Source organism: Amycolatopsis sp. Hca4, assembly GCF_013364075.1.
GTDB lineage: Bacteria > Actinomycetota > Actinomycetes > Mycobacteriales > Pseudonocardiaceae > Amycolatopsis.
Genome location: NZ_CP054925.1, coordinates 4,915,482 through 4,941,081 on the forward strand (window position 1 = coordinate 4,915,482; position 25,600 = coordinate 4,941,081).

Consider the following 25,600-nt stretch of genomic DNA (forward strand, 5'->3'; position numbering starts at 1 on the left):
GACAGGCCCTAGGCGGGCGCCTGCAGCGCCACCCACAGCTCGGCCCGCACCCCCGGGGAGTCCAAGTCCCGCCCCAGCAGTTCCTGGGCCTTCGTGATCCGGTTCCGCAGCGTGTGCCGGTGCACGCCCAGCCGGGCGGCCGCCACGTCCCAGTGGCCGTGGTGCTCCAGCCAGCAACGCAATGACTCCACCAAATCACCTCGGCCGGTTTCGTCGTGGCTGCGCAGCGGGGCCAGCAGGCCGTGCGCGAACGCCTGGGCCACCACCGGCTCGATGAGGGACAGCAGGCCGCGGCCGGTGTGCTCGGCCGCCGAGACGAGGATCTTGCCCTCGGCCTCCGCCGCGCGGGCCGCCAGCTCCGCCTGCTCCAGCCCGGCCGCGAAGTCGCCCGCCGAGACCGGGCCCGCCACCCCGCCGTGCAGGCCGCCGATCCGCAACGCCGCTTCGGCCACCGTGTCGACCACCGCTCCGGCACCGAAAACCGCCACCGACGCTCCCGAGCGGGCCGCGAACACCTCGTCCTCCAGTGCGTCGAGCAGTTTGCGCCGGGCCGCGGGCGGGCCGAGGAACACCAGCACCGACCACGGCGCCCGCGGCGGCTCGGCCCCGGTGGCCGCCAGCACCCGCAGCGCCAGCTCCGCCTGGCCGCCCGCCAGCAGTTCGAGCAGCCCGGTCCGCAACGCCTGCCGCGCCGTCGCCTGGGCGCGATCCTGTTCCAGGGCCAGGGAAAGCACCGAAACGGCGGTGTTGACGATATGCCGTCCCGCGGTGTCGAGCGGCGCACCGACCGCGAGCACCCGCCGCGCGCTGGTGTCCAACGTCTGCAGCACGACTTCCCGGCCGTCGAGCGCCACCACCCGGGTGCCGGTGCGAAGCCGCTCGAGTTCCTCACGCAGCGAAGGTCCGTACGCGCGTGCGCTCGCCGGAGCCGCTTCGGTGACCGTGGTGCGCTCGAACAGCAGCGCCCAGCCGTCGACCAGCTTCGCCAGTTTGCGCAGCACCCCGGCCGGGCCGCCCTGGCCGACCGCCGTGCGGGTCAGTTCCTGTTGCGCGCGGCCGATCCGGACCGTCGTCGCGTACTCGTCCGCCGCCACCGCACGCGAAACCGCGCGGGTGATCGCGATGAACGGCGTCTTCCGCGGCACCTCCAGCACCGGCAGCCCCACCGCCGCCGCCGTCTCCACCAGCGAACGCGGGACGGACTCGTGGCTCAGCCCGACGCCGAAGCCGAGCCCCGCGACCCCCGCGTCGACCAGACGGCGGACGTAGGCAGGCGACGTCCCCTCGTCCAGCGCCAGGCCGGTGGTGAGCAGCAGCTCGCCGCCTTCGAGGAACGCCTGCGGGTCCGTCAGCTCGGTCGGGTGGACCCAGCCGATCGGGCGGTCGAGGACGTCTTCGCCGGTCAGCACCCGCAGCCCGAGCGGGCGCTCGGCGGCCAGCGCGGCCAGCGTGAGTGCCATAACGGCCAATTCTACGCGCCGAACTGTCCGGAACGGCCACCTGACGACCGCCCGGTAACCACTCATCCTGAGGACGTCCACCGACTTCCCAGGAGCACGCCGTGACCGCAAGCACCACCGCCGGGCCGCAGGCCCCGGCGCCCCGCCAGCGCAGGCTGCAGACCGAGATACCCGGCCCCGTCTCGCGCGAGCTGCAGCAGCGCCGCGCCGGCGCCGTCGCCGCCGGGGTCAGCTCGGTGCTGCCCGTCTACGTCACCTCCGCCAGCGGCGGCCTGCTCACCGACGCCGACGGCAACGTGCTGATCGACTTCGGCTCCGGCATCGCGGTGACCAACGTCGGGCACTCCGCGCCCGCCGTCGTCGACCGCGTCCGCAAGCAGGCCTGCTGGTTCACCCACACCTGCTTCATGGTCACGCCGTACGAGGGGTACGTCGAGGTCTGCGAGGCACTGGCCGAGCTGACCCCTGGCGACCACGCGAAGAAGTCGGTGCTGTTCAACTCCGGCGCCGAAGCCGTCGAGAACGCCGTGAAGATCGCGCGCACGGCAACCGGACGTCAGGCCGTCGTCGTGTTCGACCACGCCTACCACGGCCGCACCAACCTGACGATGGGCATGACCGCGAAGTCCATCCCCTACAAGCACGGCTTCGGCCCCTTCGCGCCCGAGATCTACCGGGTGCCGGGCTCGTACCCGTTCCGCGACGGCCTGTCCGGCCCGGAAGCTGCCGCGCTGGCCATCGACCGGATCGAGAAGCAGATCGGCGGCGACCAGGTCGCGGCGGTCGTGCTCGAACCGATCCAGGGCGAAGGCGGCTTCATCGAGCCCGCGCGCGGCTTCCTGCCCGCGATCGCGGCCTGGTGCCGCGAAAACGGCGTCGTGTACGTCGCCGACGAGGTCCAGACCGGGTTCTGCCGCACCGGTGCCTGGTTCGCCTCCACCGACGAGGACGTCGTCCCGGACCTGATCGCGACGGCCAAGGGCATCGCCGGCGGCCTGCCGCTGTCCGCGGTCACCGGCCGCGCCGAGCTGCTCGACGCGGTCCCGCCGGGCGGCCTCGGCGGCACGTACGGCGGCAACCCGATCGCGTGCGCCGCCGCGCTCGGCTCGATCGAGACGATGAAGACCGAGGACCTCGCGGCCTCGGCCAAGCGCATCGAAGGCGTCGTGCTGCCGCGGCTGCGGGCACTGGCTGCCGAAACCGGGGTGATCGGCGACGTCCGCGGGCGCGGCGCGATGCTGGCCGCGGAATTCGTCCGCCCCGGCACGTCCGAGCCCGACGCCGATCTCACCAAGCGCGTGGCGGCCGCCTGCCACCGCGCCGGGGTCGTGGTGCTGACCTGCGGCACCTACGGCAACGTCGTCCGGTTGCTGCCGCCGCTGTCGCTGTCCAACGACCTGCTCGACGAGGGCCTCTCCGTGCTGGAGCACGCGGTCCGGACGGAGGCCCGCGCATGACGTTCCCGTTCTGGGTCGCCGGGAAGCCGGTGACCGGCGGCGCGACCGCCGTCGTCCGTCACTCGTTCGACGGCTCCGAGGCCGGTTCGCACTTCGTGCCGTCGGAGTCGGACGTCGAGGCGGCGGTGCAGGCCGCGGCCGACGTCGCCGACGAGTTCGCGACGCTGCCCGCGCACGTCCGCGCGGGTGCGCTGGACCACGTGTCCCGATCGCTGGGTGAGCGGTCCGAAGAGATCGCTTCCTTGATCACGGCGGAGTCGGGCAAGCCGCTGAAGTGGGCGCGCGGCGAGGTGGGGCGCGCGGTGTCGACGTTCCGCTGGGCGGCCGAGGAGGCCCGCCGCTTCTCGGGCGAGCTCCAGCGGCTCGACACGGACCCGGGCGGCACCGGCCGGCTGGCCCTGGTCCGGCGGGTGCCGCGCGGGCCGGTGCTGGGCATCACGCCGTTCAACTTCCCGCTGAACCTGGTGGCGCACAAGGTGGCGCCGGCGATCGCGGTGGGCGCGCCGATCGTGCTCAAGCCCGCGCCGGCGACGCCGCTGACGGCGTTGCTGCTGGGCGAAATCCTCGCTTCGGCCGGTCTCCCGGCCGGCTCGTGGTCGATCCTGCCGGTGGACAACGAGACGTCGTCGAAGCTGGTCGAGGACCCGCGGCTGCCGGTGGTGTCGTTCACCGGCTCGGTCCCGGTGGGCTGGGCGATCCGCGACCGCGTGCCCCGCAAGCACGTGGCACTGGAGCTGGGCGGCAACGGCGCGGTGCTCGTCTGTCCGGATTGGCCGGACCTGGACTTCGCGGCCCAGCGGATCGCGACGTTCGGGATGTACCAGGCCGGGCAGTCGTGCATTTCGGTGCAGCGGGTGTACGTCCACGACTCCGTTTACGACGCTCTGGCCTCGAAAGTGGTTTCGCAGGTGCGTGCTTTGGGGGTGGGTGACCCGCGCGCCGACGGTGTCGACGTCGGCCCGTTGATCAACCTGGACGCCGCCACACGAGTGGAATCGTGGGTTTCCGCCGCGGTTTCTTCCGGCGCACGGGTGCTGACCGGCGGCGGCCGGTCGGGAGCCACGGTCGAGCCGACGGTGCTGGCGGACGTGCCGGAAGACGCGTCGGTGATGGCCGAGGAGGTGTTCGGCCCGGTGGTTTCGCTGGTCCGGGTGTCCTCGGTGGCCGACGGTGTCGCGCGGATCAACGCGTCGCGTTTCGGGTTGCAGGCGGGTGTGTTCACGCGTGACGTCCCGACGGCGTTCGAGGTGTCGGCGGCGTTGAAGGTGGGCGGCGTGATCGTCGGGGACGTGCCGAGCTTCCGGGCGGACCAGATGCCGTACGGCGGGGTGAAGGACTCGGGCGTCGGCCGCGAAGGCCCGGCGGCGGCGATGGCGGACTTCACCGAGGAGCGCGTCACGGTCCTGACGGGATTGACGCTCTAGGCGAGGCCGGGGACTGCGAGGCCGGTTTCGTAGGCGACGATCACCGCCTGGACCCGGTCTCGCAGGCCCAGCTTGCTCAGCAGGTTGCTCACGTGCGTCTTCACCGTGTGCTCGCTGACCACCAGCTCCGCGGCGATCTCCGCGTTCGACAGCCCGCGCGCGAGCATCGCCAGTGTCTGCCGTTCCCGCGCCGTCAGCTCCGCGAGCCGCTGCGGGGCCGGGACCGCCGGGCGGGCCGTGTACTGCGCGATCAGCCGCCGGGTCACCGAGGGCGCCAGCAGGGCGTCCCGGCCGCGACCACCCGGACCGCCTGCACCAGGTCGTCGCGGCGGACGTCCTTGAGCAGGAAGCCGCTCGCGCCCGCCCGCAACGCTTCGTACACGTAATCGTCCTGGTCGAACGTCGTGAGCATCAGCACCTGGCAGGACGTCGACGCGCAGACGATCTTCGCCGCCTCGATGCCGTCCATCCGGGGCATCCGGATGTCGAGCAGCAGCACGTCCGGCGCGTGGACGCGGACCGCGTCGACCGCCTCGGCACCGTCCGCCGCCTCCGCGACGACCTCGATGTCGGGCTGCGCGCCCAAGATCATCGCGAACCCGGCGCGCACCAGCTCCTGGTCGTCCGCGACGACCACCCGCACGGTCATGCCCGCGCCCCGAACCGCGCCCGGACGCGGAACCCCGGGCCGTCCGGGCGCGGCCCGGCCGTCACCTCGGCGCCGCACGCGGTGGCGCGTTCGCGGATGCCGATGAGGCCGTGCCCACCGGTGCCGGTGGCGGGACCGCCGCGGCCGTCGTCGGTGATCTCGAGGGTCAAGGTGCCGTCCTGCCAGTCGAGGCGGACCCCGGCGTGCCGGGCGTCCGCGTGCTTGACGATGTTGGTGAGAGCTTCCTGGGTGATGCGGTACGCGGCGACCTCGGCGTCCGGCATGAGCTCGCCCGGCTCCCCGGAGACCGAGAAAGCGATGTCCGTCCCCGCTCCGGACGCACCCGACACCAGCAGCGGCAGGTCCGCGAGCGTCGGCTGCGGGGCGGGCGAGCCGTCGTCGGTCTTGAGCACGGCGAGCATCCGGCGCAGCTGGGCCATCGCGTCCCGCCCCGCCGACGCGATCGCGTCGAAGGCCGCCTCGGCGCGGGCCGGATCGCCGGGCAGCGCCACCGGGCCCGCCTCTGCCTGCACGACCATGAGGCTGACCGCGTGGGACAGGATGTCGTGCATGTCCCGCGCGATCCGGGCGCGTTCCCGTTCCGCCGCCCGTGCGGCTTCGGCGAGCCGCTCGCGCTCCAGCCACTCGGCCCGCTCGCGGGACGCCACCGCGACCCGGCCGATGGCGTAGGCGGCGACGAACAGGATCCCGCTGCGCAACGCCGTTTCCGACGACGCTGTGAGCAGGCTTCCGCCGACCGTGACCGCCAGGGCGGCGACCCGCGGCCACGGCGCCGACCGCACCGCGACCGTGTAGAGCGCGATCAGCACGCCGTACCAGACCGGCTGGGCCGGGACGTTCCCGGCGAAGTCGTAGGCCCAGGCGCCCACCAGGCCGGACAGCAGCACCGCGACCGGGAACCGCCGCCGCCACCCCAGGACTCCGGCCGCCGCCAGCACGACGACGACACCCCACGCGTGCCACGGGCCGCCAGCCGGGTTCGTGCGGGAGAAGAACGGCCACAGCCCGGCCACCGCCACGCCCACGGCCAGCGCCACGTCGACACCCGCGGCGGGCAGCGCGCGCAGGCGGCGGGTCAGGGGTTGGAGAACCGGCGAGGCGGACACAGGACGTGATCCTGCCCGCTCCTCAGTTCCCGGGGCCCACCCGGTCATCCGCGCGCGGACAGCGTCATCCCGGCGGCGACGATCTGCTGCGTGACCGGCGTCGGGTTGTCGCCGTTCTTGGCGTCGTTCGCGGTCAGGCCGTAGACGAGCCGCCGCTGGCCGTCGCGTGTGCCGCCGATCCCCGCGAGGTAGCCGTACCAGCCACCGCTCTTGCCCCAGACCTCGCCGACGCCGGGCAGCTTGAACCGCTGGAGGCCGGCCCCGAAACTCGCGGGCTTCCCGGAGACGTCCGGGACCGGCGGCACGGCGAACAGCTCCGGCTGGACCGGCGGCGGCAGGAGCCGTCCGCCCAGCAGCGCCTCGGTGAAGACGTCGAGGTCCCGGGTCGTCGAGACGATGCTGCTGGAGGCCCAGCCGAACGACTGGTCCCAGCGCGTCACGTCCTGGACGGAGCCGTCGGTCATGACCTGGTAGCCGTGCACGTGCGGACCGTGGAGCGCGGGGTCGTGGCCGGGCGCGGTGGTCCCGGTCAGGTGCAGCGGGCGCACGATCCGGTCCCGGACCTGGCTTTCGTAGCTGCGTCCGGTGACCTTCTCGACGAGCATCCCGGCGACGATGTACCCGATGTTGCGGTAGTGCTGCGCCGTGCCGGGCTCGAACTCCTTGGTGCCCTTGGCGAAGGCCGCCGCCACGTACTGCTCCGGCGTCCAGCGGTCGAACCGGTGCGCCACCACGTATTCGATGCTGTCGTCCTCGACGACGGGGCTCGGCAGGCCACTGGTGTAGTCCAGCAGCTGCCGGACGGTCACCGCGGGGTACCCGGCCGGCAGCAGGCCGGGCAGGTATTCCTGCACGGTGCCGTCCAGGGCGATGCGCTGCTCGGCGACCAGCTGCAGCACGACGACGGCGGTGAACACCTTGGTGACGCTGCCGATCCGGAACCGCGCGTCCGGGTCGACCCGCGCCCCGGTGCGGCGGTCGGCGACACCGGCGGTGCCCGTCCAGCAGCCGTCCGGGCCGGTCGCGCGGACCAGCGCCGCGTTGACGGCGTCGTTCGGCAGGCCCTTGATCGCCTGCTCGAGTGCGGTGGTGTCCAAGGGTTTCCGGGCCACGCAGGCGTGGCCGGGAGTCGTGGCGAACGCCGGTGCGGCGGTGCCCGCCAGCGCGAGGGCGAGCAGGGCAGCGGCGACGTGCTTGATCATGGTGAAGGCTCCTCGGTGGGTTCCGGTGCTGCCTTCGATCATGGTTTTCCGCGCCGCGCGGCGGATCGCCGGTGAGAGCGATTCCGCGGCTCACTCTCAGGGACTAGTCCAGTGCTTCCGTCAGCGCCGCGTGCGCCTCGACCAGCGACGGTCCGTACCACGTGAGGTGGCGGCCCGAGACCAGGACGTACCGCGCGTCCGGGAAGTGGTCCGGCCCGTCCTCGGCGGTGAACAGGTACGGCTCGTCCGGCAGCACCAGCAGGTCCGCGGCCGAGCTCAGATGCGCCCGCAGCTCCTCCACGTCCGGCCGCGGGTAACGCTCCGCCGCCGTCGCGTACACGTTCGCCACGCCCACCCGGCGCAGCACGTCCCCGGCGAACGTGTCACGGCCCAGGACGATCCACGGCTTGCGCCACACCGGGACCACCGCGTGGAACCGCACCGGCCGGACCTCGCGCCAGACCTGCTCCGCCTCGACCAGCCACTCCGGCTCGTCCAGCTCGTACGCCTGGGTCAGGATCCGGCGCAGCGAGCCCAGCGCGGCGGGCACCGAAGCCGCCGCGGCCATCACCCACACCGGGATTCCGTTGGCGCGCAGGCGTTCCACGTCCTCCGGGCGGTTCTCCTCCGCGTTGGCCAGCACCAGGTCCGGCACCAGGTCGAGCACCCGGTCCAGCTTCGGGTACTTCGAGCCGCCCACCCGCGGGACGTCCAAAGCGGACGGGTGGGTGCAGTAGTCCGTGGCGCCTGCCAACCGCCCCGGCGCGCTGACCTCGACCGCTTCGGTCAGCGACGGGACGAGCGAAACCACCCGCGAAGCCGGTCCCGGCAGCGGCACCGGCTCCCCGAGGTCGTCGACGAGGTGAGTCATGCGCGTTCGAACGACACCTTCCGCTTTTCGGCGTCGACCGCGGTCAGCCGGACCGCGATCCGCTCCCCCGCGGTCAGCCGCTCCCCCGCGCACTTCGCCATCACCGTCGGGTCCTCGACCAGGATCTCCGCCTTGTTCTCGTCCGCGCGCAGCACCACCGCGCTGAACTCGCCGCCGACGTGCTCGGCCAGCACCCAGGCCTCGACCTGGTCGATGCACGCCCGCTCGACCTTCGCGGCGAGCGTGTCCGACGCGCTCATCCGCTCCGGCACGTCCGCCAGCGCCGCGCGCACCCACTCCGGGACCTCGCGGCCGGCCGAGACGGCGAGGCAGATCTCCGTCGCGAACCGGTCGACCAGCCGCCGGATCGGCGCCGTGACGTGCGCGTACGCGCCGCCGATGCCGGCGTGCGTCGTCAGCGACGGCAGCTCGCCGTCGAACGCCGTGTAGCCCGCGCCGCGCAGCAGCCGGGTCGTGTCGGCGTAGAGGGCCATCGACGCCGGCTGGCCCGGGTCCAGTTTGGACAGGAACTCCGAAACGGTCGCCTCCGGCGCCCACGGGATGCCCAGCGCCTCGGCCGAGCGGCGCAGCCAGTCGACCGCCTCGGGCTCCGGGTCGGGCAGCGTGCGCAGGACGCCGATCCGCGCGTCGAGCATGATCCGCGCCGCGGCCATGCCGGTGAGCAGCGAGATCTCGGCGTTCCAGGCGTCGACGGCGGTGCGCGGGCGGCGGGCGAGCACCCAGCCGCCGTCCGGGTCGCCGGTGATCTCCTGCTCCGGCAGCTGCAGCTCGACGGCGCCGCGCCGGACGGCCAGCTCGCGCCGCCGCCTGCCCAGCTCGGGCAGCGCGGCCACCGACGGGTGCGGGTTCCCGGCGTCGAGCGCGGCCTGCACGGTCTCGTAGTCGAACTGCTCGGTGGACCGGACCAGCGCGCGGCGCACCCGGGTGGCCGTCGGCTCGCCGGCGTCGTCGGTCTCGATGGTCCAGAGCACCGCGGGCCGGACCTCGCCGGGCAGCAGGCTCGCCGCGCCCTCCGAGAGCACCGGCGGGTGCAGCGGGACGTTGCCGTCGGGCAGGTAGAGCGTCTGCCCGCGGCGGCGCGACTCGCGGTCGAGCGCGCCGCCGGGCGGGACGAACGCGGCGAGGTCGGCGATCGCGTAGTGCACGCGGAAGCCGTGCGCGGTCTTCTCGACGACCATCGCCTGGTCGAGGTCCTTGGCGCCGGGCGGGTCGATGGTGACCAGCGGCAGGTCCGTGGCGTCCTCGCGGGGGCCGGCGCTGGCCAGCGGGTCGAGGACCGCCGCCTCCGCCTCGGCCAGCACCTCGGGCCCGAACGACTCCGGCAGCGAAAACTCGGCACGCAGGGGGCCGAAGTCCCCGCCCGCCGAGTGTGTCCTGATCACGAGGGGAGGCACCCCCCAACCCTAACCCGCTCCGGGCCCGGAGATCGCCCGATCGGGCGCGGGCCGGTCGGGTGTACGTTTTCTGGGGTCGAAATGAAAACCGTCTTCATTCCCAGAAAGGGTCTCTCCTGTGAAGATCGCGTTCGTCGGCAAGGGCGGCAGCGGCAAGACCACGCTCTCGTCGCTGTTCGTCGCGCACCTCGCCGACGCCGGCCTGCCGGTGCTGGCCATCGACGCCGACATCAACCAGCACCTCGCGGTGGCGCTCGGCGCGACCGAGGAGGAAGCGCTCGCCTGGCCGACGCTGGGCGACAACATGACGCTGATCAAGGACTACCTGCGCGGCGACAACCCGCGGATCCCGGACGCGGCGTCGATGATCAAGACGACCCCGCCGGGCCGCGGGTCGAGGCTGGTCCGGCCGTTCGAGGACAACCCGGTGTTCGCGGCGTGCTTCCGGCAGCTGGGCGGCGTCCGGCTGGGCGTCACGGGGCAGTTCGACGAGGACGACCTCGGCGTCAAGTGCTACCACTCGAAGGTGGGAGCGGCGGAGCTGCTGCTGAACCACATGGTCGACGTCGACGGCGAGTACGTCGTGATGGACATGACGGCGGGCGCGGACGCGTTCGCCTCGGGGCTGTTCACCCGGTTCGACGTGACGTTCCTGGTGTGCGAGCCGACGGTCCGGAGCGTCGGGGTGTACCGCCAGTACGCGGACTACGCCCGCGACTTCGGCGTGCGGCTCGTGGTGGTGGGCAACAAGGTGACGGACGCGGAGGACGTCGAGTTCCTGCAGGACCAGGTCGGGCCGGCGCTGCTGGGGTGGCTTTCGGCGTCAGGGCACGTGCGCGCGGCCGAGCGCGGGAAGGCCCGGCCGATCGCCGAGCTGGAGCCGATCAACCTTTCGACGCTGGCCTCGATGCGCGCGGCAGTCGACGGCGAACAGCGCGATTGGGCCCGCTACCAGCGCCAGGCGGTCGAGTTCCACCTGCGCAACGCGGCGGCCTGGGCGGGCGCCGACCTCGCCGCGCAGGTGGACCCGGAGTTCGTGCTGAGCCCGCGGCTGACGGTCTAGTCGTCGTTCCAAGACGCGTCGGCGGCGTCGGCCTGCCTGGTGCGTTCCTTGGCGATGTCGAGGGCGCGCCGGGCGGTGGCCTCGTCCGGGTAGGGGCCGAGCAGATCGACGCTGCGGCTGCGCTCGAGGTGCTCGACCTGGTGGGTGCGGGTGTTGTAGTACCACCCCTGGTCCGGGTTCGGATCTTTCGACATGGACCTAGGTTCGCACCCCCGGCCGCGATTTTCAGCGCTTGTAGCGGTACGGGATTTCGGTCGGCTGCCCGGTGGGGCCGAAGTCCTGCGGTTCTTCGGGGTCTTTTTGTTCGGTGAACTCGTCGAACCAGCCGCGCGGGGTACCGCGGGGAGGGGTCTCGGGTTCTTGGCGGCTGGGCTGCGGGAGAGGGGTGTCCCGGCCGGGGAAGACGGGGCGAGCGCTGGGGGCCGGGGGCGGGACGGGGGGCATGGTGCCGGGGCCGGGGAAGACCGGGCGGGCCGGGGCTGCGTGGCGGGCGGGGAAGGGCTGGGGGGTGGATTCCGGGCCGGGGAAGACGGGCTTGGAGCGAGGGGCGGCCGGGCTTTGGGAGCTGTGGCCGGGTGCGGCTGGGGCCTGCGCGGGAGCGGTGGGTGTGGCTGGGGCGGGGGCGCTCGATGCAGTCGGGGAACCAGCTGGCCCCTGCGGCGGAGCGGCATGGGAACCGCCTTGCGAGGTGGCGTGGGCGGGTGCGGCGGGGGAACCCGCCGCGCCTTGCGCGGGGTCACCGGGTGCGGCTGAGGGGCCTGCCGGGCCTTGGCCGGTTACCGGCGCGCCGGAGGTCGCCGGGGAGAAGGCCGGCCCCTGCGTCGGTGCGGCGGGAATCCCGCCCTGCGAGGTTGCGACGCCCGGCTGGTGATTGAGAACCGGGCTCGGCGACTGCGGGGTGCTTGGCACGGGGGGAAGACCCTGAGCCGGGGTCGTGCCCGGCGGGGGTGCAGTGCTCGGTGTGGGTGCGCCGCCGTGGACAGGCGCCGGTCCGGTGGGCTGTGCTGCATGGCTGCCGTGTGGGGGAACGGGGCCGGGACCGTTGCTGGGAGCCGGCAAGCCGGCGGGTCCCCAAGGTGGCCGGGGCAGGGAGGAGCCACTCATCGGAGGCTGCGCCTGTGACGAGCTCGATCCCGATTCATCCCCCGCGACCGCCGACTGCTGCGGAGCGTTACCCGAAGCCGCGAGTGGCTGCGGCGTTTCACCGGGAGCCGCAGGCGGGAGCGCTGGCTCGCCGGAAACGGTAGGTGGCTGGGTCGCTTCGCCGGAAGCCCCAGGCGGGAGCGCCGGCTCGCCGGAAACCGCAGGTGGCTGAGTCGCTTCGCCGGAAACCGCAGGCTGGGGGGCTTCGCCAGGAACCGCGAGCGGCTGTGCTGCCTCGCCCGAAGCCACAGGTGGCAGCGGCGCTTCGCTCGAAACCGCAGGCGGTGCCGCCTCGCCCGAACCCGTAGGCTGGGGCGCTTCGCCGGACTCCGCGGACGGCTGTGCTGCCTCCCCCGAAACCGCACGCGGCAGCGCTGCCTCACCTGAAACCGCAGGTGGCAGCGGCCCTTCGCCCAATATTGCGGGCGGCGCGGCTTCGCCCGGGACCGCGGGCGGCTGGGGCAATGCGACTGTGACCGCAGGCTGCGGTGCGTCGCCCGAAACCGCAGGTGGCTGTGCCGCTTCGCCCGGGACCGCGGGCGGATGTGATCCTTCGCCCGGGGCCACGCCCGGCTGCGGAACCTCACCAGCTAGGCGCGATGCTCCAGCCGAAACCGGGGGCTGCTGCGATGCTTCGCCCGGCGCCGTGGGCGGCTGCGGTGCCTCGTCCAGGGCTGTGGCTAGGCGCGATGCCTCACCGGGAGCCGCTGGCTGCGATGCCTCATCCGCAACTGCGGGCGGCTGCGGTGCGTCGCCCGAGGCCGCTGGGGGCTGCGGTGCCTCGCTGGAGGTGGCAGCCGGCTGGGGAACGGCATCCGGCGACGCCTGCGGTGGCGTGGGGTGCTGTGTGGTGGCCGGTGCTGGTGGTTGCGGCTCCGCCGGCCGGTGCTCGCCGCCCGTTGGGGGTGTCGGCTGGGTTGCGCTGGCGGGTGCTTGCGGCTCGATGTGCTGACGGGCTTCCGGGGCAGCGCTCGGCTCTGCGGCCTCGGCCGAGGTCCGCTGTGGCTGGGTGGTAGCCGGCGGCTGTGGGCCGGCCGGCGCTGCCAGAGCATCGCCGGAGGTCGGCTGCGGCTCGGCGGTAACCGGCGACTGTGGGCCGGCCGGCGCTGCCAGAGCATCGCCGGAGGTCGGCTGCGGCTGCGGCTGCGGCTGCGGCTGCGGCTGCGGCTGCGGCTGCGGAACAGCCGACTGCACTTCCCGCGGCACGCTGGGCTGCCCCGACTGGAAGTCGGGTGCAACCGGGCTGGACCCGGTCGACTCCGTTCGGGCCTCCACCACCGAGGGCTCGACGGGGGCAGCCGCTGGCAGCGGGGGCGGCGCCTCGGGTTCGCCCGGAGCTGGGCGGCCTTCCGAAGCTGCCGCAGCCGGGTCCGGCTCCCGCGGAGCCGGTTCAGCGACTCCCAGCTGGTCAGAGCCCAAATCAGGCAGTACCGAAGCAACGCCCGTCGGCTGGTTCGGGCGGTCGATCGATACCCCAGCTTCGGCCTCCCTCCGCTCCGGTCCGGCCGATGGCGAGGCGAGGGCCTCCGGGCGTGCCCCCACCGTCGGCTCAGGTGCCGCATGGCGAGGTGACGATGGCGCCCTCACCGATCCCGGCAAGTCCGACTCCGCCGTCACCGACCACTCCGGCTCCACGGGAGGTGAAGGAGGCGAGACCGGACCCCACGGCCCCGGCGGTGGCTGGGGCACCGTCCGCCACACCGGTGCCGGACCGATGTTCATCGGTGCCGGCGCCGACGGCGAAGCCGCCGTCGGGGGCGCCTGGCGGGCCGCCGGCTTCGGGATCGGGTCCAGGCACGACACCAGGACCGAGGTGTTCTCCGGGTCCGCTACCTTCCGGCCGCTGCGCTCGCGGTAGACCATCTCGCCGTCCGCGTCCATCTCGACCAGGTAGCCCGCCTCCGCCAGCTGTTCCTCGTCGAGGTCCGCCAGCTTCTCGTACCTCGATGGCACCACCCGGTAGATCGGCCACGCCAGCCCCGCGTGCTCCGCGTGGAACTGGGCCAGCAGCGCCGCCATCTGGTGCTGCCACGGCAGCGACATGCCCTCCGCCAGCGAACGCGGGAGCACCACGTACCCCGCGTCCACCCCCGGGTAGCCCTGCGCCAGCTGGTCGGCCAGCGGGGTGCTCGACACGGGACGGGCGCTCTGCCGGGGCGGCTGAGGCGCGCCGAACAGCGCCGCCGGGTCTCGGGGCTCGCCCGGTCCCGGCTTGCCCCTCCTGCCGAATTTGCGTCCCACGTGCTCATCCTCTGCCAGTACGCGGCCACCTGCTCGTGGAAGCGGCCGCGACGTCGGTGCGATCGGTGTCAGGCCTCGCAACCCATGCTAAACGCCGGGGCGGACCGCCTGCGGCACCAGTTCGCGCTCGTCGAACGAGAAGGCCCGGGTGTGCACCGGGACGCCGGTCTGCTGCGCCTCGACGATCTTGTTGTCCCCCAGGTACATCATCACGTGGTGGATCGACGACGGGTCCGACGGGTCGGTGGCGAGGAACAGCAGGTCGCCGGGCTGTGCGTCCCGGACCGGCAGGTACGCGCCGGCGTGGTACTGGTCGCGGGAGACGCGCGGCAGGATGATCCCCGCCGACTCGTACGCGCGCAGCATCAGGCCCGAACAGTCGTAGGAATCGGGTCCCGTGGCACCCCACACATACGGCTTCCCCTGCTCGCCCAGCGCGAAACTGATCGCCTGCCCCGCCGCCTGGCTCGGCGGCAGCAGCGCACCCAGCCCGGTGCCGCAGGCGACGACGTCGACGACCTGGCCGACCGTCTCCACCAGCGTCGCCGCCATCGGCTCCCACTTGTGGTAGCGGTCCGGGAAGCCCGAGCGCTCCACCGCCTGCGCCGCGTCGCCCGGACGCTTGTTCTCCCAGTCCGGGACGGCCAGCAGCACGTCGTAGAACTTGTTGACCTCGTACGTCGGGTCGGTGACCTGGGCCACCGTGCCCCAGCCCATCGACGGGCGCATCTGGAAGATGCCCAGTGAGTCGCGGTCGCCGTAGGTCAGGTTGTGCAGCCCGGACTCGGTCATCCCGGCCTGGATCGCGACCTGCCACGCGCGCGGCGCCAGCGACCGCTGCTTGCCGAGCGAGATGATCAGCGCGACGATGCCGCGCTGCTCGTCGTCCAGCTTCGACGCGTCGACCGTGCCGCGGTCGCCCTGGCCGGGCTGGGTGGGCCCGACCGAGGCGTCGCAGCTCATCAGGTTGACGCCACGGGCCTGCGCCTGCTGGTTGTCGATCACGACCTTCGCGGCGACCGCGGTCACGACCAGTGCGCCGATCGCGACGAACACGACCAGCCCCAGCCACAACCCCAGGCGCCGCACGGTCAGCTCGCCTGGTCGTAGTCGGCGACCCGCCAGCCGGCGTTGGTGCTCACCACCGTGATGGCCAGCTTCGGCCCGTCGGTCGGGATCGTCAGCTGCACCGAACTCGGGTACGACGTGCCGACGACCGGCTCACCGGTGACCTTCGTGGCCGGGATGTTCGACGGGTCGACCGTTCCCATCACCGGCAGGTACTCCTCGGTGGTGAACGGCTTCAGCTGGGCCAGCCACTGCTCGGACGTCATGCCCGCCGGGTGGTGCACCCAGGCCGCGGCCCACTCCTTGGCGACGCGGATGGCGTCGCCGTTCGGCGTCGTGGGCGTCGGGGTGGCCAGTGGCGTGGACAGCCGCGTCGGCAGGTTCGACGTCGGGACCGGCGCCGCGACGCCGGACGGGGTCGCCGTCGCCGACGTGGTCACCCCCGGCGTGGACGGCGACGCCTTGGCCTGCGGCTTGCCGACCACCTTGGGCAGCACGATGCCGAGCGCGGTGACCAGGATGGCCAGGAAGACCAGCGTCCCCATCAGGTGGCGGGGCGAGCGCAGCGGCCAGCCCCACAGGCGCCGGTAGACCGCGGTGCGGCCGCGGTTGGTGCGGATCGGCATCGGTCACCGCCCCAGAACTTGGTCGGTGTCCCGCGGTTCCTCGCGGACCTCGATGCCCCGCGACGGCCGGTAGAGCACGAACACCGGTTTGCCCGCGACGACCTCGGGATCGACGCGGCGCGGCTGGGCACGCACACCCGGCGTGCGCGGCGCGTAGTCGCTGAAGCTCGACTCGGGCGGGCGCAGGTCGGACGGCACGACGACGGGCTCGGGCTCGTCGCTCCACCGCCGGTCGGCCACCGGCGAGGTGTCGACCCGCCGGCTCTCCTCCCGCGTCGTCGGACGGCCACCGGCGCCGACGACGACGTACTCGCCGCCATCGCCGTTGGCCGGGTTGTACTGGCCGAACACCGGCGCGCCGGGACGGCCGCCCGCGGGCAGCGCGCCCGCGGAGCCACGGGGGATGGACCCCGGCCACGCACCGGACCAGGCGGCGGCCGGGCGGGAGGCGCCGGAGCCGTTGTCGAGGCGCTGGGCGTTGGCGAAGATCGTGGCTTCGGGCCGGAACCGGCCGCCGCCGGCGGTGGCGCCGAGCGGGCCGCGCTGCTCGCCGTCGACGACGTCGTCGGTGTCGCGGACGTTCTGCCAGAACTCGTCCTGCGGGGTCGGGCCGGTGCGGTTGCGCCGGAACCGGGAGAAGATCCCGCCGCCGGGCGACGGCACGGCGGCGCCGACCATGCTGACCGACATCTCGACCATCTGCCACAGCCGCCGCACGGGCCGCCCGACCATGAACAGCAGCACGGTGATGAGCCCGGCGAGGACCATCTGCGTGAGCATGTTCAGCGAGTTCCCGGCGTCGAAGATGGCTTGCAGCAGAAGGGCGTGCACACCGGCGAGGACGGAGAGCACGACGAGGTTGAAGGCGACCCCGCCGGCGACCTTGAGGACCCGGCGGAGGATTTCCGGGTGCAGCAGGGCGACGAGGCCGATCAGCGGGGCGGTGAGCGCGAAGAGGCGGATGAGGACCTGGGCCAGCAGTACTGACGCCTTCGCCAGCAGTTGGAAGAGGGAGTAGACGAGGGCCTGGCCGAGGGAGAGGAAGCCTGCTCCGGTGCGGCCGCCCGCTTCGCCGGTGAAGTAGCCGGTGGCGGGGCCGAGCTTGGTGGAGATGTCCTTGTAGGCGTTCTTCTTGCCGTCGATGACGGACTGGTTGCCGTCGTCGCCGTTGCGCAGCTGCGCCCACGTGAAGGCCTGCGCGTCCAGCAGCGGACGGCCGTACTGGTCGGCCTGCGGCGCGGTCGGCGACCCGAACTCCCCGCGGATCCAGTTCTTGTAGACGATCTCGTTGTGCAGGTTCGTCGGCAGCACGTGCCGCACGACGCGGTTGTCGGCGTCGTCGACGAACCCGGCCTGGATGTTCGTCGTGGTCTGGACGATCGCCTTGTCGATCGGGTCGAAGTACCGCAGCATCGCCAGCGAGGACGCGGCGAGCCAGACGCCCGCCAGTGCGTACAGCGCCCGTTTGCTGACCGCGGCGAGGTCACCGCGCCAGATGTTGCGGAACAACATGATCGACATGACCAGCGCGACCAGCCCGAACAGCTGGGCGTAGATGTTGTTGTAGACCTTCTCCGCGCCCGACTTCACCGCGTTGTAGAGCGGGTTGAGCAGACCGCCCTCGAGCACGGTGTAGTGCAGCGAGTTCGTCGCGCCGACGATGTTCTTGCCCAGGTTGAACAGCTGGTTGCCGCCCCAGGTGTCGAGCGTCGAACCCGGCGGGGTCAGGCTGATGCCGGTGCAGTTCGTCTCGAAGGTGTTCCAGACGAACCCGGCGTAGCTGTAGTCGACGTACGGGCTGCCCGCCTCGCCGTGGCCTTCGGCGGGGTCGATCGCGCCGACCATGCCCGCGCCGGGACGTTCCGGGTTGGGTGCCTCGCCGCAGGCCGCCGCGCTGGCCGCCGGTGCGGTCGCGATGGCCTGCAGGCCCAGGACGACCATGACGGCGAGCATCGTCGCCTTGCGGCCCGGTGCGCGCCGGCCCGGCCGCGGACCTTCCTTGATCCGCCGCTTCAGCGAATGCCATCCCGCGGCCAACGTCAGCAGGGCCGCCAGCGTCAGCACGGTGTTCATGCGGCGTCCCGGCCGGTGCCGCCCTTTCCGCCGGTTCGGGCGTGTTGCCCGGACGGCTGGACTCCGCCCTCCACCTCGCCCGTTTCGGTCGCCAATGGGTCCGGGGCGCCCAGGAGGTTCTCGTCGGCCAGGCCGACCTCCAGTTCCGCCGCCAGCTCGAAGTCCTGCTCCAGCTCGATGTCGTCCTCCGGCGGGACCGCGACGTACGGCTTCTTCTCCTCTGCCGGCAGCGCCAGCTCGTTGCCCGGCCTGCGGGATGGGGACGCCGCGTCCTTCGACCCCGGGGTCGTGTCCATCACCGCGCGCAGGTGGTCCAGGTGCGGGCCCGAGAAGTCGACGCGGATGCGCTCCACGCCGCCCGCGCCGTCGCCGAAGATGAACTGGCGGGGCTCGATGTCCCGCTCGATGCCCCTCTGGGCGCCGGGACGGCGGCCGAGTGCGGCCACGACCTGCTCGTAGCCGACGCCGACCGGGACCTTCAGCAGCCGCAGGGCGTCCGCCTGGGCGTCGTCGTCGTCGAGGCGGCCGACGAACACCGAGTCCAGCAGGGCCACGAAACCCTGGATCTTCAGGAAGTCCGCCGGGATCTGGGACGACAGCAGCACGCGGACGTTCCACTTGCGCGAGTCACGCGCGAAGCGGTTCATCAGCACGCGGCCGGTCGGCACCTCGGACAGGAAGAACGCCTCGTCGATCCAGACGCCCTTGCGCATCTCCTTCGGCTTCTCGTACACCGACCGCTGGGTCAGCCACGCCGCCAGGTTCAGCATCTCGACACCGAGGGACTCCGCGTCCGTCCAGTACTCGCGGGGGACGCCGTCCTTCGGCAGGGTCAGCCCGGCCATCGTCAGGACCGTCAGCCGGTCGTCGCGGGTCTCCGAGTACGGGTCCGCGTCCGACTCCGGGATCAGCAGCGCCATCCGCTCGCGCATCTCGTCGAGGAAGTCCGCGACGACGCCCGCGTGCTCGTGGTGCTCGGACGAATCCCGGCGCAGGGCATCGATCACCTGGCCCGGATCGGCGTCGAACCGGCCGCCGACGGCCCGGACCGCGCGCAGCAGCACGATCCGGGTCTGCGCCATCCGGGACACCTCGTACGGCAGGACCCCGGTCAGGACGTCCAGCACCAGACGCCGCCGCGTCGCGCCCGCGAGGGCCTTCTCGCGGCGCCAAGAGCGCTCGGGGTCGTCCTCGTCCATGAAGTGCTCGATCAGCGGCTCGGCGACCACCCGGTACGGGTTGAGGATCCCCGGCTGCGCGTTGAGCAGGTTGATCGGGCGGGCGTACGGCCGCAGCTCCGGCAGGTCGCACAGCCGCGACAGGGGGCCGGACGGGTCGAGGATCGTCCAGTTCGCGCCCGCGCGCAGGGTCTTGTAGACGATGCCGCCGCCGAGGAACGACTTACCACCGCCCAGGCCGGCGACCATCGCGGTCAGGCCGGAGCCGTCGCGGATTTCCTGGGCCATCCACGGGTCCCAGGCCACCGGGCGGCGGGTCGCCGTGCAGGTCTCGCCGAGGAGGATGCCGCGGCGGTCGCCCACCTCGGCCGTCGCCGTCGGGACCGCCGAGGACGCCCAGACCACCGAGCCGCGGCGCATGTACGCCGCCGATGCCAGCGGCTCGCCCGGGATGAACTCGCGCGCCATCGCGTACTGGGCTTCGGGGTGCTCGATGGCGATCTTCGGCTTGTACAGGTCGAGCAGCTGCTGGGCCAGGCGCAGCGCGTCGCGCTCGGTCGGGCCGGACACCGCCAGCCGCCACCAGGAGCGGACGCGGGTGGCGAGCGCGGTGAAGCCCGACGTCATCTCGTCGTCGATCTCCAGCACGCGCCCGGCCTGCCGGGACAGCGACTGCGGTGGCTCCAGCTCGTGCTCGTCGGTGTAGTGCTTGACCTGCGAGCGGACCTTGTTCATCTGCCGCTGCAGCTCGCCGGCGACCTCTTCGGGGCGCCGGACGTAGATGCGCGCCGACACCTCGACCGCGGCCGGCAGGCGGTCGGCGTGCTGGATCCAGGGGTCGTCGACCTCGGGGATCTGCAGGCCGTGCATCTGCCCGACGGTGAGGATCGCCAGGTGCCGCGAGACACCGGCGTTGGAGCCGGTGCGGCCGCGGACGGTCACCGTCGGCGCGTACGGCTCGGCGTAGAAGTCGGCGGCATCGGTGAAGCTGGCCAGGTCCTCCGGCTCCCAGGCCGCACCCGGCACGGCGGGCATGTTCCGCGGCGCGGGCAGGCCCAGCGAGCAGGACCGGTGCATCAGCCAGGACATCTCCTCGGCGTGCACCGGACGGCCTTCCAGCCCGGCGCTGCCGATGACCTGGTCGAGGTGCTCGACCTCGGAGTCCAGCGCGGTCAGCTCGGCGTCGACGGCCTCGGGCAGGATCTTGCGCAGCACCGGCGCGGCCCGCTCGACCGCGCGGTCGACCATGCGGCGGGTCTGCACCTGGACGCCGAGGTAGACCTCTTTTTCGGCCATCGAGCGGCCCATCAGCTGCTGCTGCTCGCCGATCAGGTAGTCGTCGAACGACAACGCGCCCGGGACGTCGCCGGGGCGGTTGTGGGCGTTGTAGACGTGCGCCTCGGCCCACATCCGGATCGGGTACGGCCGGTTGGTCACGCGCAGGTGCAGCCAGCGGCCCTGCAGCTCGGCGTACTGGCCCGCGATCGCCGCGATCAGGTCGCGCCGCTGGGAGTCCGAGCGGAACGACCAGCGCTGCGGCGCCAGCCGGTACCAGGCGTAGACCTCGACGCCGGTGCGGACCAGGTGCCCGTCGATGCTTCGCACCGCGATGGACGGGGTATAGGCGGGGATCGCCTGCTCGCCGGTCAGGCGCGACTTGTTCCCCGAGCCGTTCCGCGACGCGCGGACCTGCTCGGGCGGTTGCCATGCGCCCGAGTGGGTGTCCCGACCCCGTTTTCCTCGGCTACCGCCGCGACCGAACAACGACTACCTCCCGGCCCGAGACGGGTTGCCCCGGCTCCGGCGCGCTCGTGGTGCTCCCTGGTGAATCGACCTAGTGCCGTTGAGTGACGCAGTGCCGTTGGACGCAGTGCCGCGAAACGCCCCCGCCGAAGCCGGTGGCACGGGCGGAACGGCACCCGGCGGGCCGCCGTGGTGCTGGTACTGCCGCCGGCGGCGGTGCTTCGGCAGCGGGCGCTCGGCCCGCACCCGGACGCGGCTGGCGCTGACCGCGCCGCCCACGCCCGTGGTCCGCGCCCGGGGGGTGTTGAGCTCGCGCCCCGCCATCGCGACCACGGCGCCGAGCGGGCGCTCGTGGCTGATCTTGGCCGTCAGCAGCCGGGTGATCACGATGGTGGCGATGAACCCCCACGCCGTCGAGAAGAAGCCGAAGCTCCAGCCCGCCCAGCGTTCGACGCCGAGCACGACGAAGAACGTCGGGATGCCGATGAGCCAGGCGACGTACCGGGCTCTCCAGGGAAAAGTCGCTTTCGGGGGGCCGAGCCACACGGCGTCGACCCGGTAGACCTCGTCGTCAGTCCTGATGCGCACGCGGGCCGCCTCAGCCGGTGAACAGGCCGGCGATCCACTGGCCCACGTTCACGCCCGCGCCGCTGACCGCGAGACCGATGATGGCGAGCGCGATGACCACGCCGGCGAGCCGGCGCATGACACCGGCGTTGTCGCCCTTGCCGCCGCCCAGCCACAGGAGCAGGAGCGCGACGGCCAGCAGCACCAGGGGGATGACGTTGTCAAGCAGCCACTGGCGCACGTTTCCGGTGCCCAGTTCGCCGGCGGCCAGCGTGTCGAGGGTGGTCAAGGTCATCATCGCGATACTCCCGGTGCGCGGTGGGGGCCGCGCGGTTCTGGCTCAGGCGGTGCTTCGAACAACATCATGGGGGCTACGAGGGGTAGTGGTCAAAGTGCGCTGCGTAGAGACCGGCTGGCTCGTCAACCGGCGTGGCGCGGATGGCACGCGAAATCTCCACGCCCACCATCATCGCGGCAAGGGCCCTCGGGTTGAACCCCGGCCACCCATACTTCTCAGTGTGCTGACGAACTCACCCCATTGCCCGGGATTTGCTCACTGTGGGTACTGACACTGTGGCCGTTGTGCGGCCTGGAACAGTGTTGCATGACACGAACGGCCGTGTCCCGCGAGTCCGCTCTGTGACGTCGGTCCGCCGGTCGGCGGCCATGTCGATCTTGACCACGAGTGCTGTCCGTCACGGGGCGCCGCGAACTTCACAACTTTTTCACTACATAGCGTGATCTTGACCAGGTTTAAGGTCGCCCGAGCGCGAAGACGCCTTCGGGGAAGGCGCCGGCCTCGATGACGCGACGGCTCAGCCCGCGGCACAGCTCCTCGAGCCGGGCGGTCCGCTCCGGGCCCAGGTGGTCCCACGGCCCCCGCGCTGCGGTCTCGGTGGCGACCTCGATGCGATCGCGCAGCGTGGCGCCCGCGTCGGTCAGTGCGCCGTCGGCGAGGATCCCGCGGTCGGTCAGCCTGCCCTCGGCGGCGGCCCACTGCTCGTCGGTCCAGCCGCGGGTGAGCTTCGCGGCGGCGAGGTTGAACCCGCGTCCGGTGGCGCTGTGCGTGACGAGGGCTTCGAGCCCGCCGAGCCCTTCGAGGACGAGGGCGGCGATGTGGCCGTCGCCGCGGTGCTCGCGCAGCAGCGTGACGGCGTGCCAGAGGACGAGGTGCGGCTCGCCCGGCCAGGCCAGCCCCGCGTGGGCGGCGTAGAGGGGACGTCCTTCCGCGGTGCACCCGGCGGCGGCTTCGCGCGCGAGTTCGGCGGCCTCGGCGACCTCGTCGCTCTTCACGTGGTCGCCCAGCAGGCGGGTCAGGGCCTTGTCGGTGCCTTCGAGGCGTGCGTCGAGGACCTGCTCGGGGGTCGCGAGGGTCCAGGCGCGCGGGATCGTGCGCGCGATGACCTCGGGGTTGAAGTTGTAGAAGGTGGCCGCGACGACCTCGGCCCCGACGGCTCCCATGGCCGCGGCCCGGCCCGCGAAGTACGGCATCCGGCCCGGCCGGAGCCCGGTCCCGGTGAGCGCGGCATCGACTTCGGGCGCGAAGTACACGAAGGCGTGCAAGGAATCGAAAGCCGACTTGAACCGCTGCTCGTCACCCGCCATAGCGGCACCCTACTACCGAGTAACCACCCGCGGAACCACACTTCGGCGGCCCGGAAGGGGCATCACGCGTGATCCAGCGGGCATCACGTGTGTCCGGAGGGGCATCACCCGTGATCAGGCGGGCATCACGCCGATGCCTGCCGAGACACGCGTGATGCCCCTCCGATCACGCGAGATGCCCCGCTGATCACGGGTGATGCCCCGCGGAGCACGGGGTGGGGGCGGACGAGCTGGCATGTAAGCCGGATCCTGTTCCCCGGTCGCCTTGCGGCTTCCGGGGCGGCGGCCATCCATCTCGGCCTGCCGTTGCCGGCAGGCTCCAGCGGCCTACCCGCAGGCTCGGACGGGCCGTCCTCGAACGCCTGCGCAGGAGCCCGTGGGCTCCCTCTTGGCCTTGCTCCGGGTGGGGTTTACCTAGCCGTCCCGGTCGCCCGGGACGCTGGTGGTCTCTTACACCACCGTTTCACCCTTACCCCCGCCCGAAGGCGAGAGCGGTCTGTTTTCTGTGGCACTTTCCCGCGGGTCACCCCGGGTTGCCGTTAGCAACCACCCTGCCCTGTGGAGTCCGGACTTTCCTCGGGCCGGGTCGCCCCGGCCCGCGACCGCCCTGCCAGCTCGTCCGCAGGCTGGATGGTAGCTCAGTACCCGGCCACGGCCTCGGTGTGGTGGCGAGGCCGGACCTCGGGCGGCGGCTCGGCGGGCACCGGGTGCTGGCGGGCCAGTTCGGCAGTCCAGTGCAGGACGGCGGCGGGGCTGTCGAGGCCGATCAGGCCGACGAGCCTCCCCTGCCGCACGAAGCCGGTGATCGGCCGGGTGCCCGGGACCGGCGACTCCAGCAGCACGGTGTCGGTGGCCAGCGACGGGCGGCCGGCGACCTGGATGCGGACGCCGTGCTGCTCGGACCAGTAGCGCGGCACCGGCGTGTAGGCCCGCGACCCCTGTGGCCCGGTGAGGAGGTTCTCGGCGGCGGCCCGGCTCATCTCCACGGCGTTGAGCCAGTGCTCCTCGCGGTGCGGCGCGGGGTCGAAGCGGAGGTTGGGCCAGCGGGCGACGTCGCCGGCCGCGACGATCGTCGACGAGCCGACCACGTGGCAGGTCGCCGAGCAGACGACGCCGTCGTCGAGCGGCAGCTTGGCGCCGCGCAGCCACGACACCGCGGGCACGCTGCCCACGGCGACCACGACGCAGGCGACCTGGATCGCGCGGCCGTCGGCGAACTCGAGGCCGACGTGCGTCGGCGCGGGCCGCCAGCGGCGGATCGTGGTGCCGAGTTCGAGGCGGACGCCGCGGGCGGTGTGCAGCGCCGTGAGCCAGTCGCCGATGTCGGGCCCGAGCACGTCGGCCAGCAGGGCTCTCTCCCGGCCGAAGAGGACGACCTCCCGGTTCATCTCGCGCAGGCTGGAGGCGACTTCGCAGCCGATGAAGCCGTCACCGATGACGGCGACCGGGCCGGGGCCGGAGGCGAGGGCGCGCTGCAGCGCGATCGTGTCGGCCAGCGTCCGGACGACGACCACGCGCGGGTGGCCGTGCGGCGCGCCGGGCATCCGGCGCGGTTCGACGCCGGTGGCGATGACCAGGCCGTCGTAGCGGAGTTCCTCGTCGCGGAGGTGGACGACCTGCCGCTGCGGCGAAAGCCCGGTGACCGGCGTGTCGAAGCGCCACTCGGCGTCGACCTCGAGCGGGTCGGCGAGCAGCGTGTCGGCGCGGCTGACCGCGCCGGTGAGCAGCTGCTTGGACAGCGCCGGGCGGTGGTAGGCGATGTCGGGCTCGGCGCCGAGGACGACGACTTCGCCGTCGAACCCGAGTTCGCGCAGCCGTTCGGCCGCGCGCAGGCCGGCCAGGCCGGCTCCGGCGATGACGATGCGTTCGCTCATCGGGTGGCTCCCAACAGGTGGATGGCTCTCATCGGGCAGGCGCGCGCGGCGGCCTGGACGTGCGGGACCAGCTGGGCGCCCGGACGCCGTTCGTAGGCGAGCTGCCCGTCCTGGCCGAGCTGGAAGACCTGGGGTGCCTCGGCCTGGCAGACCCCGTAGGCGTGGCAGCGCTGGCTGTCGACGTCGACGCGCACGGTGGCCGGCTCCGGGCCGTCACCGGTGGGCGGCGGCGTGACCAGCCCGGCGCGAGCGAGCACGGCCGCGGGCAGCACCCGCAGGACCGACAGCAGCACCGGCGGCGTGAGCAGCGTGAGGCCGGCGAGCCAGACGACGGCCAGGTGCCCGCTCGCGATGGCGCCGAGCCAGGCGTGCACGGCGAGCAGCCCGATGGCGAGGTAGCCGACCTGGTGGAAGCGCAGCCAGCGGCCTTCGCCGGTGGCGCGGCGCAGGGCCGCGGTCACGGACACGGCGATGACGAGCTCGAGCCCGGCGATGCCCAGCGCGTGCCGCGGGGTGCCGTCGTAGAAGGGCACGAGCAGGTCGGCGACGCCGAAGGGGTCGTCCTCCAGGAAGAGGAAGGTCAGCCCGTGCAGGGTGCCGGTCGCCAGGGTGAACGCGGCGAGCACGACGTGGCCGGTGCGGATCGCCTCCTGGCCGCTGAACCGGCGGACCCAGCCGGTGGCGGCCAGGACGCCCCAGCACAGCGCCAGGCACATGCAGAGGTAGGTGAGGCGGCCGGAGAGCGCGGCGGCCTCGGCGATCCCGGTGTCGTGCGGCGACACCGGGACCAGCGCGGCGGATGGGGACATGGGGC

Annotated in this window: 18 protein-coding genes, 1 other RNA gene and 2 pseudogenes; 3 read left to right on the forward strand and 18 right to left on the reverse strand. The window is 73.0% G+C overall.

Translation table 11 applies throughout. The annotated features are described in order from the left end of the window. Positions 1-8: 8 nt before the first annotated feature. Positions 9-1,460 (reverse strand): PucR family transcriptional regulator, encoded by a 1,452-nt coding sequence (locus tag HUT10_RS21380; RefSeq protein ID WP_176172851.1) that lies wholly within the window; start codon positions 1,458-1,460, stop codon positions 9-11. Between the two features lie 101 nt (positions 1,461-1,561). Here HUT10_RS21380 and gabT point away from each other — a divergent pair, with 101 nt between their 5' ends. Both gabT and HUT10_RS21390 read left to right on the forward strand, forming a co-directional pair. Beyond that, positions 1,562-2,917: a 4-aminobutyrate--2-oxoglutarate transaminase gene (gabT, locus tag HUT10_RS21385; protein ID WP_176172852.1), complete on the forward strand. Its 1,356-nt coding sequence runs from the start codon at positions 1,562-1,564 to the stop codon at positions 2,915-2,917. After that, positions 2,914-4,341 carry an aldehyde dehydrogenase family protein gene (locus tag HUT10_RS21390; protein ID WP_176172853.1) on the forward strand — a complete coding sequence of 476 codons (1,428 nt, stop codon included), beginning with the start codon at positions 2,914-2,916 and terminating at the stop codon, positions 4,339-4,341. Before gabT ends, HUT10_RS21390 begins: the two co-directional genes overlap by 4 nt. Here HUT10_RS21390 and HUT10_RS21395 read toward each other — a convergent pair. The 5 genes and pseudogenes from HUT10_RS21395 to HUT10_RS21415 form a co-directional block, all read right to left on the reverse strand. Further along, a pseudogene (locus HUT10_RS21395) lies at positions 4,338-4,990 on the reverse strand (response regulator). The gene HUT10_RS21390 and the pseudogene HUT10_RS21395 overlap by 4 nt on opposite strands. After that, the gene (locus HUT10_RS21400) at positions 4,987-6,117 is read right to left on the reverse strand and encodes a sensor histidine kinase (RefSeq protein ID WP_217709629.1); all 1,131 of its coding nucleotides are present in this window, start codon (positions 6,115-6,117) and stop codon (positions 4,987-4,989) included. The pseudogene HUT10_RS21395 and the gene HUT10_RS21400 overlap by 4 nt, the downstream one beginning before the upstream one ends. Positions 6,118-6,161: 44 nt before the next feature. After that, positions 6,162-7,319 (reverse strand): serine hydrolase, encoded by a 1,158-nt coding sequence (locus HUT10_RS21405; RefSeq protein ID WP_176172855.1) that lies wholly within the window; start codon positions 7,317-7,319, stop codon positions 6,162-6,164. Positions 7,320-7,422: 103 nt separating this feature from the next. Continuing rightward, on the reverse strand, positions 7,423-8,190 hold the full coding sequence (locus HUT10_RS21410) for a helical backbone metal receptor (RefSeq protein ID WP_176172856.1): 768 nt from the start codon (positions 8,188-8,190) through the stop codon (positions 7,423-7,425). Beyond that, on the reverse strand, positions 8,187-9,593 hold the full coding sequence (locus HUT10_RS21415) for an RNB domain-containing ribonuclease (RefSeq protein ID WP_176172857.1): 1,407 nt from the start codon (positions 9,591-9,593) through the stop codon (positions 8,187-8,189). The genes HUT10_RS21410 and HUT10_RS21415 overlap by 4 nt, the downstream gene beginning before the upstream one ends. A gap of 130 nt (positions 9,594-9,723) precedes the next feature. On the opposite strand from HUT10_RS21415, the gene HUT10_RS21420 reads away from it, so the two are divergent. Then, positions 9,724-10,668, forward strand: a complete 945-nt coding sequence (locus HUT10_RS21420) for an AAA family ATPase (protein ID WP_176172858.1) — start codon at positions 9,724-9,726, stop codon at positions 10,666-10,668. Here HUT10_RS21420 and HUT10_RS21425 read toward each other — a convergent pair. The 12 genes and pseudogenes from HUT10_RS21425 to HUT10_RS21475 all read right to left on the reverse strand — a co-directional run bounded on the left by HUT10_RS21425 (position 10,665) and on the right by HUT10_RS21475 (position 25,595). Further along, positions 10,665-10,862 (reverse strand): hypothetical protein, encoded by a 198-nt coding sequence (locus tag HUT10_RS21425; RefSeq protein ID WP_176172859.1) that lies wholly within the window; start codon positions 10,860-10,862, stop codon positions 10,665-10,667. The genes HUT10_RS21420 and HUT10_RS21425 overlap by 4 nt on opposite strands. A gap of 2,626 nt (positions 10,863-13,488) precedes the next feature. Continuing rightward, positions 13,489-14,052, reverse strand: a pseudogene (locus HUT10_RS51160) (hypothetical protein); the annotation flags it as partial. 87 nt (positions 14,053-14,139) lie between these two features. After that, on the reverse strand, positions 14,140-15,141 hold the full coding sequence (locus tag HUT10_RS21430; RefSeq protein ID WP_176172860.1) for a C40 family peptidase: 1,002 nt from the start codon (positions 15,139-15,141) through the stop codon (positions 14,140-14,142). Positions 15,142-15,143: 2 nt separating this feature from the next. Next, positions 15,144-15,746, reverse strand: coding sequence for a hypothetical protein (locus tag HUT10_RS21435; protein WP_176172861.1), 603 nt, complete (start codon positions 15,744-15,746; stop codon positions 15,144-15,146). Between the two features lie 3 nt (positions 15,747-15,749). After that, a complete protein-coding gene (locus tag HUT10_RS21440; RefSeq protein WP_176172862.1) occupies positions 15,750-17,819 on the reverse strand; it encodes a magnesium transporter in 2,070 nt (689 codons plus the stop codon). Continuing rightward, positions 17,816-20,761, reverse strand: a complete 2,946-nt coding sequence (locus HUT10_RS21445) for an ATP-binding protein (protein WP_176172863.1) — start codon at positions 20,759-20,761, stop codon at positions 17,816-17,818. The genes HUT10_RS21440 and HUT10_RS21445 overlap by 4 nt, the downstream gene beginning before the upstream one ends. A gap of 3 nt (positions 20,762-20,764) precedes the next feature. Next, positions 20,765-21,328 carry a hypothetical protein gene (locus HUT10_RS21450; protein ID WP_176172864.1) on the reverse strand — a complete coding sequence of 188 codons (564 nt, stop codon included), beginning with the start codon at positions 21,326-21,328 and terminating at the stop codon, positions 20,765-20,767. Positions 21,329-21,338: 10 nt separating this feature from the next. Next, positions 21,339-21,605 carry a hypothetical protein gene (locus tag HUT10_RS21455; RefSeq protein ID WP_004562703.1) on the reverse strand — a complete coding sequence of 89 codons (267 nt, stop codon included), beginning with the start codon at positions 21,603-21,605 and terminating at the stop codon, positions 21,339-21,341. A 455-nt stretch (positions 21,606-22,060) separates the two neighbouring features. Continuing rightward, positions 22,061-22,912, reverse strand: a complete 852-nt coding sequence (locus HUT10_RS21460; RefSeq protein ID WP_176172865.1) for a hypothetical protein — start codon at positions 22,910-22,912, stop codon at positions 22,061-22,063. 222 nt (positions 22,913-23,134) lie between these two features. Then, positions 23,135-23,530, reverse strand: an RNA gene (gene rnpB, locus HUT10_RS21465) — RNase P RNA component class A. 20 nt (positions 23,531-23,550) lie between these two features. Next, positions 23,551-24,786: an NAD(P)/FAD-dependent oxidoreductase gene (locus HUT10_RS21470; RefSeq protein ID WP_176172866.1), complete on the reverse strand. Its 1,236-nt coding sequence runs from the start codon at positions 24,784-24,786 to the stop codon at positions 23,551-23,553. Next, positions 24,783-25,595, reverse strand: a complete 813-nt coding sequence (locus HUT10_RS21475; protein WP_176172867.1) for a ferredoxin — start codon at positions 25,593-25,595, stop codon at positions 24,783-24,785. The genes HUT10_RS21470 and HUT10_RS21475 overlap by 4 nt, the downstream gene beginning before the upstream one ends. Positions 25,596-25,600: the final 5 nt, after the last annotated feature.

Excerpts from the sequence above, each read along its gene's own strand:
- HUT10_RS21410 (WP_176172856.1), bottom strand. The coding sequence starts at position 8,190 with ATGACTCACCTCGTCGACGACCTCGGGGAGCCGGTGCCGCTGCCGGGA.
- HUT10_RS21470 (WP_176172866.1), bottom strand. The coding sequence starts at position 24,786 with ATGAGCGAACGCATCGTCATCGCCGGAGCCGGCCTGGCCGGCCTGCGC.
- HUT10_RS21440 (WP_176172862.1), bottom strand. The coding sequence starts at position 17,819 with ATGAACACCGTGCTGACGCTGGCGGCCCTGCTGACGTTGGCCGCGGGA.
- HUT10_RS21390 (WP_176172853.1), top strand. The coding sequence starts at position 2,914 with ATGACGTTCCCGTTCTGGGTCGCCGGGAAGCCGGTGACCGGCGGCGCG.
- HUT10_RS21425 (WP_176172859.1), bottom strand. The coding sequence starts at position 10,862 with ATGTCGAAAGATCCGAACCCGGACCAGGGGTGGTACTACAACACCCGC.
- HUT10_RS21475 (WP_176172867.1), bottom strand. The coding sequence starts at position 25,595 with ATGTCCCCATCCGCCGCGCTGGTCCCGGTGTCGCCGCACGACACCGGG.
- HUT10_RS21460 (WP_176172865.1), bottom strand. The coding sequence starts at position 22,912 with ATGGCGGGTGACGAGCAGCGGTTCAAGTCGGCTTTCGATTCCTTGCAC.
- HUT10_RS21380 (WP_176172851.1), bottom strand. The coding sequence starts at position 1,460 with ATGGCACTCACGCTGGCCGCGCTGGCCGCCGAGCGCCCGCTCGGGCTG.
- HUT10_RS21435 (WP_176172861.1), bottom strand. The coding sequence starts at position 15,746 with ATGCCGATCCGCACCAACCGCGGCCGCACCGCGGTCTACCGGCGCCTG.
- HUT10_RS21455 (WP_004562703.1), bottom strand. The coding sequence starts at position 21,605 with ATGATGACCTTGACCACCCTCGACACGCTGGCCGCCGGCGAACTGGGC.
- HUT10_RS21405 (WP_176172855.1), bottom strand. The coding sequence starts at position 7,319 with ATGATCAAGCACGTCGCCGCTGCCCTGCTCGCCCTCGCGCTGGCGGGC.